Source organism: Pseudomonas aphyarum (assembly GCF_028657055.1).
GTDB classification, from domain to species: Bacteria; Pseudomonadota; Gammaproteobacteria; order Pseudomonadales; family Pseudomonadaceae; genus Aquipseudomonas; species Aquipseudomonas aphyarum.
Map to the genome: position 1 here is coordinate 293034 of NZ_JAMDGS010000014.1, position 13302 is coordinate 306335.

General features: G+C 61.8%; 13 protein-coding genes and 1 riboswitch. Of the genes, 5 read left to right on the forward strand and 8 right to left on the reverse strand.

Features of this window, described 5'->3' with window-relative positions:
* Positions 1-135 precede the first annotated feature (135 nt).
* The 3 genes from M5G18_RS22185 to ahcY all read right to left on the reverse strand — a co-directional run bounded on the left by M5G18_RS22185 (position 136) and on the right by ahcY (position 3540).
* Positions 136-948: a substrate-binding periplasmic protein gene (locus tag M5G18_RS22185; RefSeq protein ID WP_273896196.1), complete on the reverse strand. Its 813-nt coding sequence runs from the start codon at positions 946-948 to the stop codon at positions 136-138.
* A gap of 147 nt (positions 949-1095) precedes the next feature.
* Complete coding sequence (gene metF, locus M5G18_RS22190; protein ID WP_273896197.1) at positions 1096-1941, reverse strand: methylenetetrahydrofolate reductase [NAD(P)H]; 846 nt, start codon at positions 1939-1941, stop codon at positions 1096-1098.
* A gap of 189 nt (positions 1942-2130) precedes the next feature.
* A complete protein-coding gene (gene ahcY, locus M5G18_RS22195) occupies positions 2131-3540 on the reverse strand; it encodes an adenosylhomocysteinase (RefSeq protein ID WP_007959684.1) in 1410 nt (469 codons plus the stop codon).
* A gap of 23 nt (positions 3541-3563) precedes the next feature.
* Positions 3564-3662: riboswitch (S-adenosyl-L-homocysteine riboswitch) on the reverse strand.
* 197 nt (positions 3663-3859) lie between these two features.
* On the opposite strand from ahcY, the gene M5G18_RS22200 reads away from it, so the two are divergent.
* The gene (locus M5G18_RS22200) at positions 3860-4267 is read left to right on the forward strand and encodes an acyl-CoA thioesterase (RefSeq protein WP_007959686.1); all 408 of its coding nucleotides are present in this window, start codon (positions 3860-3862) and stop codon (positions 4265-4267) included.
* 73 nt (positions 4268-4340) lie between these two features.
* On the forward strand, positions 4341-5246 hold the full coding sequence (locus tag M5G18_RS22205) for a formate/nitrite transporter family protein (RefSeq protein ID WP_273896198.1): 906 nt from the start codon (positions 4341-4343) through the stop codon (positions 5244-5246).
* Here the strand turns inward: M5G18_RS22205 and M5G18_RS22210 are convergent, their stop codons facing one another.
* Both M5G18_RS22210 and M5G18_RS22215 read right to left on the reverse strand, forming a co-directional pair.
* Positions 5247-6512: a cation:proton antiporter gene (locus M5G18_RS22210; protein ID WP_085611954.1), complete on the reverse strand. Its 1266-nt coding sequence runs from the start codon at positions 6510-6512 to the stop codon at positions 5247-5249.
* A 106-nt stretch (positions 6513-6618) separates the two neighbouring features.
* Complete coding sequence (locus M5G18_RS22215; protein ID WP_273896199.1) at positions 6619-7788, reverse strand: MFS transporter; 1170 nt, start codon at positions 7786-7788, stop codon at positions 6619-6621.
* A gap of 219 nt (positions 7789-8007) precedes the next feature.
* Between M5G18_RS22215 and M5G18_RS22220 the strand changes: the two genes are divergently transcribed.
* Positions 8008-8841, forward strand: coding sequence for an EamA family transporter (locus tag M5G18_RS22220; RefSeq protein WP_273896200.1), 834 nt, complete (start codon positions 8008-8010; stop codon positions 8839-8841).
* Between the two features lie 39 nt (positions 8842-8880).
* Entirely contained in the window at positions 8881-9264 is a 384-nt protein-coding gene (locus M5G18_RS22225; RefSeq protein ID WP_007959694.1) for an MAPEG family protein, read from the forward strand.
* Positions 9265-9313: 49 nt separating this feature from the next.
* Here M5G18_RS22225 and mltA read toward each other — a convergent pair whose 3' ends face one another.
* Positions 9314-10486 (reverse strand): murein transglycosylase A, encoded by a 1173-nt coding sequence (mltA, locus tag M5G18_RS22230; RefSeq protein ID WP_273896201.1) that lies wholly within the window; start codon positions 10484-10486, stop codon positions 9314-9316.
* Positions 10487-10614: 128 nt separating this feature from the next.
* Between mltA and M5G18_RS22235 the strand changes: the two genes are divergently transcribed.
* Positions 10615-11064 (forward strand): c-type cytochrome, encoded by a 450-nt coding sequence (locus M5G18_RS22235; protein ID WP_007959696.1) that lies wholly within the window; start codon positions 10615-10617, stop codon positions 11062-11064.
* 42 nt (positions 11065-11106) lie between these two features.
* Here the strand turns inward: M5G18_RS22235 and M5G18_RS22240 are convergent, their stop codons facing one another.
* A complete protein-coding gene (locus M5G18_RS22240) occupies positions 11107-11502 on the reverse strand; it encodes a DUF1090 domain-containing protein (protein ID WP_007959697.1) in 396 nt (131 codons plus the stop codon).
* A gap of 97 nt (positions 11503-11599) precedes the next feature.
* Entirely contained in the window at positions 11600-13276 is a 1677-nt protein-coding gene (ligB, locus tag M5G18_RS22245; RefSeq protein ID WP_273896202.1) for an NAD-dependent DNA ligase LigB, read from the reverse strand.
* Between the last annotated feature and the right edge of the window lie 26 nt (positions 13277-13302).

The window sequence follows — 13302 nt, forward strand, 5'->3', positions numbered from 1 at the left end:
CTGCTGCGGTTCCGAAGGCACGTCCGGAGCGCTCGCGCGGGCTGAAAAGCTGCGCTGTAGCGGGTCGGGAGGCCTGTTACGGTTCCGGGCGTCCGGGCGTGAGCCTGGCGGGAACGCCGGAGTATAACAGAGCAATCACTGCGCGCCGCTTTCCTGCTGCTCAACGGTTTTTCCGCTGGCGGTGGCGTTGCCCAGCGGCGCCGTCAGGGCGGGGGCCGCGCCGTAGCGGGCGCTGAGCTCGGCATAGGCCGGTTCGCGCTTGAAACGCTTGAGCTCGGCGCCGAAGCGCTGCACCAGCAAATCCATCCCGGCGTTGCGCCGCACGGCCAGAAACTGGCTCTGGCGGCTGATGACCGTGGGGTTTTCCGTGATCTTGTCGCGAATGCCCAACTCATCAAGTAAATGCTGACCCACGCGGCGATCGGTGATCAGCAGGTCGATGCGCCCGCGCACCAGTTTGCCGAAATTGGCCTCGTGGGTCGGGGCCGGTTCCCGAGTGAACAGGGGCGATTCGCGGAAGTCGGGGCTGTACAGATAGCCCGGCGAGGTGCCGACAGTCAGGCCTTTGAGGTCTTCCAGGCTACTAAAAGGGTGCGGTCGCTCGTTGGCGTAGAACATCACGAACTCGACGTCCGACAGCGGTTCGCTCGGGTAGAGCAGGGTGGCGTCGCGTTCGTCGCTGTGGAAGATGTCCAGCGCACCGTCGGCCTGGCCGGTTTCGAGCATCGACAGGCAGCGTTTCCACGGCAGGAACTGCCATTCGACTTCGATGCCCAGGCGCTTGAACACAATGGCGGTGGTTTCGTAGTCCAGACCGAGGTTCTTGCCGCCCTGTTCATAGACGTACGGCGCCCACGGTTCGGTGACGATACGCAGCTTCTCGCCCCGAGCCGCAAAGCTCAGGCAAGCAAAAACCAGCACGGCGAATAACTGCGTGATCAAAGGCATGGCTTGAGATTACGACGAGAAACGGCAAAGAGCCAGAAACTGGCCGCAGAAGCTCTGTTTCGGGCGTTAAAAGCAAAAGATCGCAGCGGCGAAAGCGCTGTAGGCACTGTCGCGGCTGCGATCTTCTGGTCTTGCGGTGACGTCTTTTTAGCGCGGCAGCTTCAGGTTGTTCCAGATCGCCAGGCTCGGTTCGGCCTGGTTCATGGAATAGAAGTGCAGGCCAGGCGCGCCGCCTTGCAGCAGGCGTTCGCACATTTCGCTGACGACCTGTTCGCCAAAGCGCTGAATGCTCTGGCTGTCATCGCCGTAGGCTTCCAGCTGCTTGCGGATCCAGCGCGGGATTTCCGCACCGCAGGCATCGGAGAAGCGCGCGAGTTTGCTGTAGTTGGTGATCGGCATGATCCCCGGCACGACCGGAATGTCCACGCCCAGCGCCTGCAAACGGTCGACGAAGTAGAAGTAGCTGTCGGCGTTGAAGAAGTACTGGGTGATCGCGCTGTCGGCGCCGGCACGAGCCTTGCGCACGAAGTTGGCGAGATCGTCTTCGTAGTTGCGCGCTTGCGGATGCATCTCCGGGTAGGCGGCGACTTCGATGTGGAAATGATTGCCGGTTTCTTCACGAATGAATTCAACCAGTTCATTGGCGTGACGCAGCTCGCCGCTGGTCATGCCCATGCCGGACGGCAGGTCACCGCGCAGGGCGACGATGCGCTTGATGCCGGCAGCCTTGTACTCGTTCAGCAGGCCGCGCAGGTCGTCCTTGCTGTCGCCGACGCACGACAGGTGCGGGGCGGCGGGGATTTTGACTTCGTTTTCCAGCTGCAGAACGGTATTCAGCGTGCGGTCACGGGTCGAGCCGCCAGCGCCGTAGGTGCAGGAAAAGAAATCAGGGTTGTAGGTGGCCAGCTGACGGGCAGTGGCGAGCAGTTTTTCATGCCCAGCATCGGTCTTGGTCGGGAAGAACTCGAAGCTGTAGCGACGGTCTTGGGACATGGAGGGGACCTCCAGCTACAAGCTGCAAGCTTCAAGCTGCAAGAGCAGCGGAGGTGCGCTGGTCTCTTGTGCCTGAAGCTTGCGGCCTGACACTGTTTTGACAAATAGGGGCAGAGCTTTCGGGCTTCGCGCGGCAAGCCCGGCTTGTGGCCTTGCTTGCCGCTTGAAGCTTGAAGCTCGCAGCTGCTCTTAGTAGCGGTAAGCGTGCGGCTTGAACGGACCTTCGACGGTCACGCCGATGTAGTCAGCCTGTTGCTTGGTCAGTTGAGTGACCACGCCGCCGAAGCCGCGAACCATTTCCAGGGCCACTTCTTCGTCGAGTTTCTTCGGCAGTACTTCAACGGTCAGACGCTCGGCTTTCTGGGCTGGCGACAGGTCGGCGTACTTCTGGCCGAACAGGAAGATCTGGGCCAGAACCTGGTTGGCGAACGAACCGTCCATGATGCGGCTCGGGTGACCGGTGGCGTTGCCCAGGTTCACCAGACGGCCTTCGGCCAGCAGGATCAGGTAGTCGTCGTTCTGAGCGTCGAAAGCGCCCGGGCCGGTACGGTGGATCTTGTGTACCTGTGGCTTCACTTCTTCCCATGCCCAGTTCTTGCGCATGAAAGCGGTGTCGATTTCGTTGTCGAAGTGACCGATGTTGCAGACAACGGCGCGCTTCTTCAGGGCTTTGAGCATGTTTGCGTCGCAAACGTTGACGTTACCGGTGGTGGTCACGATCAGGTCGATCTTGCCCAGCAGCGCTTTGTCGATGCTCGCTTCGGTGCCGTCGTTGATACCGTCGATGAACGGCGAAACCAGTTCGAAACCGTCCATGCAGGCTTGCATGGCGCAGATCGGGTCGACTTCGGAAACCTTGACGATCATGCCTTCCTGACGCAGGGACTGGGCCGAGCCCTTGCCCACGTCACCGTAACCGATGACCAGCGCTTGCTTGCCGGACAGCAGGTGGTCGGTGCCGCGCTTGATGGCATCGTTCAGGCTGTGACGGCAGCCGTACTTGTTGTCGTTCTTGGACTTGGTCACCGAGTCGTTGACGTTGATGGCCGGGATTTTCAGCTCGCCTTTGGCCAGCATGTCCAGCAGACGGTGTACGCCGGTGGTGGTTTCTTCGGTCACGCCGTGAACGCGGTCCAGAACCTGTGGGTACTTGTCGTGCAGCAGCTGGGTCAGGTCGCCGCCGTCGTCGAGGATCATGTTGGCGTCCCATGGCTGGCCATCTTTCAAGATGGTTTGCTCCAGGCACCACTCGTACTCTTCTTCAGTTTCGCCTTTCCAGGCGAAAACCGGGATGCCGGCAGCAGCGATGGAAGCAGCGGCCTGATCCTGAGTCGAGAAGATGTTGCAGGACGACCAGCGCACTTCGGCACCCAGGGCAACCAGGGTTTCGATCAGCACGGCGGTCTGAATGGTCATGTGGATGCAGCCGAGGATTTTTGCGCCTTTCAAAGGCTGCTCAGAAGCGTACTTGCGGCGCAGACCCATCAGGGCCGGCATTTCCGACTCGGCGATGATGGTTTCGCGACGGCCCCAGGCAGCCAGGGACATGTCGGCAACTTTGTAATCGTTAAAATCTGCAGGCGTGATAACAGCGCTCATGAAGAGCCTCCATTCGTAATGTATGCGAATGGGCGCCGTTGTGCGTTTAGTGTCCGGCCTGAGCCGGTCAACGCCCCATCCGAGCCTGACAGGTTGAACCTGCTGCAGCGCCCCTCGGACAGGTGGCGGGAAAACGGTATCAAGTGAACGTTACCGTTTTGAAACGGGGGCGATTATAGCCGTCTAGACTGATCTTCCAAAGGGTTTCTGTCGGCCAGATGAAGATCGCTAATCGCGACCATAGTAGAACCCTCATGGAGAGTGACCGCTCAGTCTGCCAAGATGGCGCCATCATTCGGCAAGACGCTCAGGAGTGAAGATGAATTTCCACACCCGCAAGTGGGTAAAACCCGAAGACCTCAACCCTAACGGCACCCTGTTCGGCGGCAGCCTGCTGCGCTGGATCGACGAAGAAGCGGCGATCTACGCCATCGTGCAACTGGGTAACCAGCGCGTGGTGACCAAGTACATTTCCGAGATCAACTTCGTCAGCGCCTCGCGCCAGGGCGACATTATCGAACTGGGCATCACCGCCACCGAGTTCGGCCGCACCTCGATCACCCTGACTTGCGAGGTGCGCAACAAGATCACCCGCAAGAGCATCCTGACCGTCGAGAAGATGGTCTTCGTCAACCTCGGCGAAGACGGGTTGCCGGCCCCGCACGGGCGGACCGAGATCAAGTACGTCAAAGACCAGTTCAAGGATGAAACACCCGTAACCGAGTAATCGCACCACCCTGGCGAACGGAAGCCGAGCGGCGCGTGTCGTAGCCTTATGACCCCGCCACCGGTTTCCCGCCATGACCACGCCAACAGACGGCAAGACCCCCGACCTCTCGGCCAAGGAACAACACGAAGTCGAGAAAAACCAACCGCCCCGGGCGGCGGTCCTGCATGAAATCATCCGCAAACAGGGCGACCAGGAACTGGAGCGCAGCATCGCCGCGCTGTGGTGGTCGGCGCTGGCGGCCGGGCTGACCATGGGCCTGTCGCTGATGGGCATGGGCCTGCTCAACTCGCGTCTGCCCGAGGGCGACGAATTCAAGGTGATCGCCAGCTTCGGTTACTGCGCGGGTTTTCTCGCGGTGATCCTCGCCCGCCAGCAACTGTTCACCGAAAACACCCTGACCGCCGTGCTGCCGGTGATGACCAAACCGACCCTGGCCAATTTCGGCCGGCTGATTCGGCTGTGGACGGTGGTGCTGTTCGGCAACCTGTGCGGGACGATTCTGGTGGCGTACGTGATGCTCGAACTGCCGATCTTCGACAGCAAGACCGACGAGGCCTTCCTCGAAATCGGCCGCAAGGTCATGGAGAACCACGCGAGTCAGATGTTCGCCAAGGGCATCGTTTCCGGCTGGATGATCGCCACCATGGTCTGGATGATTCCGTCCATGGAGAGCGCGAAGATGTGGATCATCATCCTCATCACCTACTTAATGGCGCTGGGCGATTTCACCCACATCGTGGTGGGGTCGGCGGAGGTGTCGTATCTGGTGTTTGCCGGCGAGCTGCCGTGGAGTGATTTCTGGGCGGTGTTTGCCGGGCCGACCTTGGCGGGGAACATCATCGGCGGCAGTTTCATCTTCGCGCTGATCAGTCATGCGCAAATTCGCAGTGAAAGCGGCGCGCCAAAAGAAACGGACGGGCCGAAAGAGTCTGCGGATCAGGCCGAAAAGCCCGATCCGCAGCAGATCAGGAAATGATCAATGGTGCGCGGGCTCGGCAGCGGTCGCCGGCTCATCGCGGGTTGCGTGCTTGACCAGTTTGCCGATGGTCAGGCCCTGCAACAGGATCGATGACAGCACCACGATGTAGGTGATGCTCAGCAGCAGGTCGCGTTCCGGGCCCAGCGGCAGGGCCAGGGCCAATGCCACCGAAACACCGCCGCGCAAACCACCCCAGGTCAGGATGCGAATGGTGCCGCGCGGCACCGTGCGCCAGCGCCGCAGCAGGACGATGGCCGGGGCCACGGTGAGCAGGCGCGACAGCAGAATCGCCAGCGCCAGCAGACTCGCTGCCGCCACGTGCAGCCAGTTGAACGGCAGCAGTAACAGCTCCATGCCGATCAGCGCGAACAGCAAGGCGTTGAGCATGTCGTCGAGCAACTCCCAGAAACCGTCGAGGTATTTGCGCGTCATGTCGTTCATCGCCAGGTTGCGACCGAGGTTACCGATGATCAGACCGGCGACCACCATCGCAATCGGCGCCGAGACGTGCAGCTCGGTAGCCATTGCCGAACCGCCGATCACCAGCGCCAGGGTCAGCATGACTTCGATCTGGTGCTGCTCGATGCTCTTGATCATCAGGTACACCAGATAACCGATCAGCCCGCCGAACAGCACGCCGCCCACTGCTTCGTGGACGAACAGCATGGCCGTGGCGCCGACGGTCGGGGTTTCGCCCAGTTGCGCGATTCCCAGCAACACGGTGAACACCACCACGGCGGTGCCGTCGTTGAACAGCGATTCGCCGACGATGGTGGTTTTCAGTGGCTTCGAGGCATTGGCCGTACGTAGCACACCGAGTACCGCAATCGGGTCGGTCGGGGAAATCAGCGCGCCGAACAACAGGCAGTAAAGGAAGCTCACGTGCCAGCCGAACAGGGCAAAAATGTAATAGGCGAGGCTGCCGATCACGGCGGTGGCGATCAGTACGCCGAAGGTCGCCAGCAGGCCGATGGGCCAGCGGTAGCTGCGCAGGTCGTTCAGGTTGACGTGCAAGGCACCGGCGAACAGCAGGAACGACAGCATCCAGTTCATCAGCAGATCGCCGAAGTCGATCTGGCCGATCAGTTGCTGCACGCGTTCTTCGAGGCCGGGGTAACCGAGCAGGCTCAGGCCTTGCAGCAACAGGGAAAACATCAGTGCGGTAACCATCACACCGATGGTCGGGGGCAGGCCGATGAAGCGGAAATTCACGAAGGTGAGGAGGGTGGTGAGGCAGATGAAAGCGGCGACGAGTTCAAGCATCCGGGGTCCTTTGGATGGGGGGGTGAAAGACAGCGCGCCCGTTCATGGACGCAAGGGTTGGATGGGCTGACGCCGGGTGGGGACACAATTGTGTCCCCCGGGAAAATCAGCCGGACACATTGACCGCAGCGACACTCCGACGTTGCAGGTAGATGAAAAACAGCGCCGTCAGCACGGTAAACACGCCCACCAGTGCACCGGTCCAAGGCAAGTCCGCCAGATCCGCGCCGCTGGCCACCACCAGCCCGCCGATCCACGCGCCGGCGGCATTGCCGAGGTTGAAGGCGCTCTGGTTCAGGGTCGAACCGAGGTTCGGTGCTTCATGCGCCTGATCAATGATCAGCAGTTGCAGGATCGGGCACAGGGCGAAGGCAAAAATCCCCCACAGCACCAGTGTGATCGCCGCCGGAACCACCGAGCGACTGGTCTGGCTGAACGCCGCCAGAATCACCACCACCGCCAGCGCGACACCCACCAGCGACGGCAACAGACGGCTGTCGGCCAGGCGCCCGCCGAGCATGCTGCCGCCGGTCAGGCCGACGCCGAACAACAGCAGCATCACGGTCACGCCGTGAGGGCTGACGCCAGTGATGTCCTGCAGAATCGGCGCAATGTAGGTGAACACGCTGAACAGGCTGGTGGACGCCAACACGCTCATGCCCAGCGCCAGCAACACGTTGACCTTGCCCAGCACCTTGAACTCGCTGGCGAGGTTGGCCTTGTCCATCGGGATGTGTTTCGGCAACCACAACCATTGGGCGAGGGCGGCGATCACACCGATCACCGAGACCGCCCAGAAAGTCGAGCGCCAGCCGGCGTACTGGCCGAGCGCAGTGCCCAGCGGTACGCCGAGAACGTTGGCCAGAGTCAGACCGGTGAACATCATGGCAATCGCCTGCGCCCGTTTGTTCGGCGCGACCAGCCCGGCGGCCACCACCGAACCGATACCGAAGAACGCGCCGTGGCAAAGCGCGGTGACCACTCGCGCCGCCATCAGCGTTGCGTAGTTCGGTGCCAGTGCGCACAGCACGTTGCCGAGGATGAACATCAGCGTCATGCCCAGCAGCGTGGCCTTGCGCGGCATATTGGCGGTGCCGATCGCCAGGATCGGTGCACCAAACACCACGCCCAGGGCGTAGCCGGTGATCAACAGGCCGGCGTGGGGAATGCTCACCGCGAGGTCGCGGGCGACATCGGGCAACAGGCCCATGATGACGAATTCAGTGGTGCCGATGCCGAAAGCGGCAACAGCAAGTGCAAGCAAGGCGAGTGGCATGCGCAAGGTCTCTGTCGGTAGTCTTGACGCTTTGATCAGGCATACGCAGGCCGGCGACCGGTCTCGGACGAGAACGGGGCAGGCAGGAATTATTGGAATTTATCTGTGCGCAACTGAGTGCGGCGTGGTCGCTTGCAGTATAAACAGCTGCTGACACATCGCGAATCAATAATCTGACTAATTGGCTCAGGCTCAACAACAAAAATCAAGGAGTGGCACGTGCTGGCGACAGCTCTGGTGTTGGTGGCGGCGCTGTTGCACGCAGCGTGGAATACGTTGATCAAGTTCAGCGCCGAGCGGCTGCTGGTGGTGGCCTGCATGGACACCGTGGCGCTGTTGTTCGTCGCGCTGGCATTCCCTTTCATCAGCCTGCCGCCGGCGGAAATCTGGCCGTGGATTCTGGCGTCGGCGGCATTCGAACTGCTCTATCGCTATCTGTTGATCCAGGCCTATCGGGTTGGCGATCTGGGGCTGGTCTACCCGTTGATGCGCGGACTGTCGCCGCTGGTGGTGCTCGCGCTGACCCTGATCTTCGCCGGCGAAGTGCTGACCACCCAGCAGATCTTCGGGATCATGCTGATCCCGCTGGGCATGGCTTGCCTGCTCTGGCAGGGCGGCGGCGGGAAGCACTTGCCTTGGTCGATGCTGCCGGTGGTGGCGCTGATCGGCTTGTGCATTGGTTGCTACACCTACATCGATGGCCAGGCGTTGCGGCGCTGGTCGCATCCGCTGGATTACCTGGTCTGGGTCACGCTGCTCAGCGCCTGGCCGTTCCCGTTGCTGGCGTGGGTAGCCAAGCGTCCGGCGTTCAAGCTGTTCTGGCGCGAGCAATGGAGGCTGGGATTGGCGGTCGGGTTCTGCGTGTTGTTCAGCTACGCTCTGGTGCTGTGGGCGATGCAGTTGGGCTCGATTGCCGAAGCGGCGGCTTTGCGTGAAATCAGCGTGATTCTGGTGGTGCTGTTCGGCATGCGTTACCTGAAAGAACCTTTCGGCCGGCCGCGGCTCTTAGCCTGTGGGCTGGTGCTGGTCGGCATGCTGGTGATGAAGTTCTGACCGCCCGGCAACTCTATAACTCGAAAAAAGGACGGCGTTATGACGGTGGCTCTGTGGTGCGTTTTGATTGCGATCTTTCTGCCCTACCTGTGCACAGGCGTGGCCAAGGCTGTCGGTGGGTATCGGCTGAGCGACAATCACGATCCCCGGGATTTTCTCGAAAGCCTGAACGGCGTGGCGCGGCGTGCCCATGCGGCACAGCTGAACAGTTTTGAAGTGACGCCGGCGTTTGCGGCGGCGGTGATCGTTGCGCACCTGGTCGGCACGGCAGAGCTGGTGACGGTCAACGTGCTGGCGGTGCTGTTTATCACCAGTCGCCTGCTCTACATCATTTGCTATCTGGCGGACTGGGCGATTCTGCGGTCGCTGGTGTGGTTTGTCGGGATGGGGCTGATTGCCAGTTTCTTCTTCGTTTCGGTCTGAACCCTGAAAGATCGCAGGCTGACGAGGCCTGCGATCTTTTGCGTTGCGCTTATGGCTTGTCGGCCACCTGCGGCACTTGCGGCAGCGCTGCACCTTTTGGCCAGAGCATCCAGATCTGCCCTTGCTGCTTCATGTCGCCGGCCAGTTGCCCGGCGGCATCGCCGGTGCCCCAGAACAGATCCGCACGAACTTCGCCGGCAATCGCGCCGCCGGTGTCCTGCGCAGCCACCGGGCGTACCAGCGCCGTGCCGTCCGGGCGGGTGGTCGACAGCCACAACAGGCTGCCCAGCGGAATCACCTTGCGATCCACTGCCGCGCTGTAACCGGCTGTCAGCGGTACATTCAGCGAGCCGCGCGGGCCTTCGTTGCTGTCCGGGTTGCGGGTGAAGAACACGTAGCTCGGATTGCTCGCCAGCAGTTCCGGAATGCGCGACGGGTTGGCCTTGGCCCAGTTGCTGATCGCGCCCATGGTGACTTCCTCTTTTTTCAGTTCGCCCTGTTCCACCAGCCAGCGGCCGATCGGCCGGTATGGGTGGCCGTTCTGGTCGGCGTAGGCGATGCGCAGTTGGCGACCGTCATCGGTCTGGATCCGCCCCGAACCCTGAATCTGCAGGAATTGCAGGTTCATCGGGTCGGTCAGCCAGGCCACGACCGGCGCCTTGACGCCCTGGTTCTCGATGGTCGCCGCGTCGTCGTAAGGCTTGAGCACGCGACCTTCGAGGCGTCCGCGCAGGCGCTTGCCTTTCAGTTCCGGGTAAATGCTGTCCAGCGACACAATGATCATGTCTTCGGGCACGCCGTACACCGGCACGTTGGCGGTGGCGGTTTGCGTCAGACTGCCGGGATAGACCGGTTCGTAGTAGCCGGTGATCAGACCGTTGGGGTTGTCGTTCTCGGCGCGCAGGCCGAAGACGTCGAGGTTCTGCTTGAGGAACGTGCGAATGTCGCCGGCGCTTTGCGGCACGTTGGCGGCTGCCGCACAGGTCGCGCCCCAGACCGGGTCAGCCTTGAGCCGGGTGCAGGCACTGCGCCAGGAACCAAAACCGGCCACCAGATCGCTATCGGACACTGCCGGCAGGGCTTCCCAGGTGGCACTGGAATACGTGGCCAGGGCGTGGGTTTTCGGCTTGGCGCTGTCGCCACCGGTGCAGCCGGCGAGGATTGCCAGCAGCGGGAGGGTGGCGATAAGCGGATGACGCCAGGCCTTGAAACGGCTGTTCATGGAGAATTTCCTGTGCCGGTTGCAGAAGTGCTCCATGCGCTCAAGCAACCCTTATTGTTAATAGGGCTATTGGTGTTTGGCGGTGACCCGAGGATACTGGCCGCCGATTTCCGTGACCTGAAGCCACCATGACTCTTAAAAGAATTTCTGTTGTATTGCTGGCCTGTCTGACCTTGTCCGCCTGTGGCGGTGTCGACCCCAATTCCCCGCTGGGTCAGCGCAAGGCGATCTTCAAGCAGATGCTCAAGACCGGCGAAGACCTGGGCGGCATGCTGCGCGGACGCATTGCCTTCGACGGGCCGAAATTTGCGGAAGGTGCGGTCAAGCTCGATGCGTTGTCCCATGAGCCGTGGAAACATTTCCCGCAGGTGCGCGAAGAAGATCACACCAGCGCCAAGGACGATGTCTGGCAGAAACAGGCGCGCTTCCAGGAAATGGCCCGCACCCTTGAAGCGGCCACCGGTGAACTGGTGATCGCCAGCAAGGTTCAACCCTACAAGGCCAGTAACCTGGGGCCGGCCGTGCAGAAAGTCGAAGATGCCTGCAGTGCCTGCCATAAAGAGTTTCGCGACCACTGATGTTCAAGGGATCACGGCTTTTGGCTGTGATCCCCGGCTTTCTTACTTGTCGAGTTCGTCCAGCGCGTCCTGCAATTCCTTGCGCGATTCGGCGAGCTTGTTCTTGCGCTTGTCGATCTTCTCCGGATCGCCTTTCTTCATGGCCTTGTCCAGATCGGCCTGACGCTTGCTCACTTCGTGCTTGGCGTCGAGCACCTTGTTTTCGCGTTCTTTCTTCAGGCCGGCGTCGGTGCAGTGTTCGGTGACTTCGCGCAGGGCGGTTTCGAGGCCGGCCTGCTGGTCGGCGTTGCCGCGGGACTTGGCCTGTTCGATCTGATTGATGATGCCCTGCTTCTTGGCGGCACAACCGGTCAGGCCCGGCGCGTCTTCGTCGGCCATCACGGGGGCGGCGAGGACTGCGCAGAAAGACAGCAGGGCGAGCGGTGCGAGAAATTTCATAAAAGCTCCATGTGCAAAGGCAATCGGTCGGTGAAGCACTGCGCTGTTGGAGCGCTCCGGCGGACATTGGGTTCCCGGCGGGCCGGGGATTGCGTGTTCAGAAGCCGTCGACGCCGGCGGCTTGCAGGGTTTCACTCAGGGCCAGTACCTGCGGGTCGCGAAAAAAGGCGCTTAACTGCGCCGCGCGGCCCGGGCCGATTCCGGCTTCTGCCTGCCATTGTTCGGTATTGCGTTGTGCCAGCGCCTGCCATGAATCGGCGAGTGTTGCCTGACCGGTCGGTGGCAATCCCAAGGCTTTGAGCCACTGCAGGAACGGCCGTTGGCGGGCGCTGTGAAAACTGTGCAGCAGGCGGGCACTGCTGCGCTCGCCGAGACCGGCAATGTTAGCAAGCTCCGGCCCGTCGAGGGTCAACCAATCCAGCAGGCTGTTCAGGCGGCCTGTTTCCAGAGGTTTCTCCCAGGTGCCGCGACCGACATGGGGCATGGCCAGGCCCTGCTTGCCGCTGAGCCAGGTCAGGCGTGCGAGGAACTGGCTTTCGCAGCCCGGCGTCGGTTGCCAGCAGCTCAGGGTGTGAAAGTCGCTGGCGAGCGGAACGTTCAGATCCGCGCGTTCGGTGCTGCGCAGCACCACGCTGTCCAGGCGCGGGATCGTCAGCCCGGCCAGGCTGATTGCCACCTGATCGCCGGGGCGAATGTCCAGTTCCTGCCAGCGCCTGAGCGAACTGACGCTGACCCGTTTGATCTGCCGGTCATCGAGCATCACTGGCGATAGTTCGAGCACCGGCGTAATGCGCCCGGTGCGGCCGATCTTGAAGTTCACCTTGCGCACATCGGCCAGCGCCTGGGCGAAAGGGTATTTCCAGGCGACAGCCCAGTAGGGCGGACGAGCCTGCCAGCGTTCGGCCGGCGGTCGCAGGCTTTGGCGCAGAACCACTCCGTCCGTGGCAAATGGCAGTGGCGAGCGATACCAGTGATCGCGCCAGTGTTGCGCTTCGTTCAGGCTGGCGACGGCCTGGGTGTAGGGCTCGGTGGTGGGAAAGCCGAACTGCGTCAGCGCCGCGATTCGCTCGGGTAATTCGTTCGGTCCTTGCGGCCAGTCCCAGACAAACAGCCCGATGCCGGCAGCGTGTTCCGCGTCGAGATCCTTGCGCCCCAGCAGCCCGGCCACGGTGGCGCGGGCATTGGCGCTGCCGGCACGTGCCTGCGTATGTCCGTTCAGGCGCCAGTAGAGTTCGCCTTGCACCAGCAGATCCTGCGGTTGCTTCAGCTGCTGCGGAATGGCTCCGATCTTTTTTGCTGAAGTCGTCCAGTCCTGCCCGCGAACGCCATCCCCGCGACTGATCGCCTGATGCAGTCGACCGTCGCGATAGATCAGGGTGACCGCTACGCCATCGACCTTGGGTTGTACCCAGACGTTTTGGCGGTCGCGCAACCAGGTGGCGATGTCCACCGCATCGTGAAGTTTGTCCAGACCAGTGTGAGCGACCGGGTGCGCAACCGAGCCTGATGCGGTGTGCAACGGCTCGGGCGGTGAGGGAAGTTTGAAGCACTGGCGCCATTGGTTCAGGCGCAGGCGTGACTGATCGTAGAGCTCATCGGCGATCACCGAGTGGCCTTCGCGATGATAGGCGTCGTCCCAGTGATCGATCTGTTGTTGCAGGGCGGCGACTTCGTTCGAAGCCCGGGCGGCGGTCCAGTCGGGGCAGTCGGCAGCGAAGGCGTTGAGGTGAAAAACCGGCAGGAAAAACAGAAACAGGCGCAGTGTGGCAAGCATTGTGAGCGTCCTTGCTCAGGGAGATG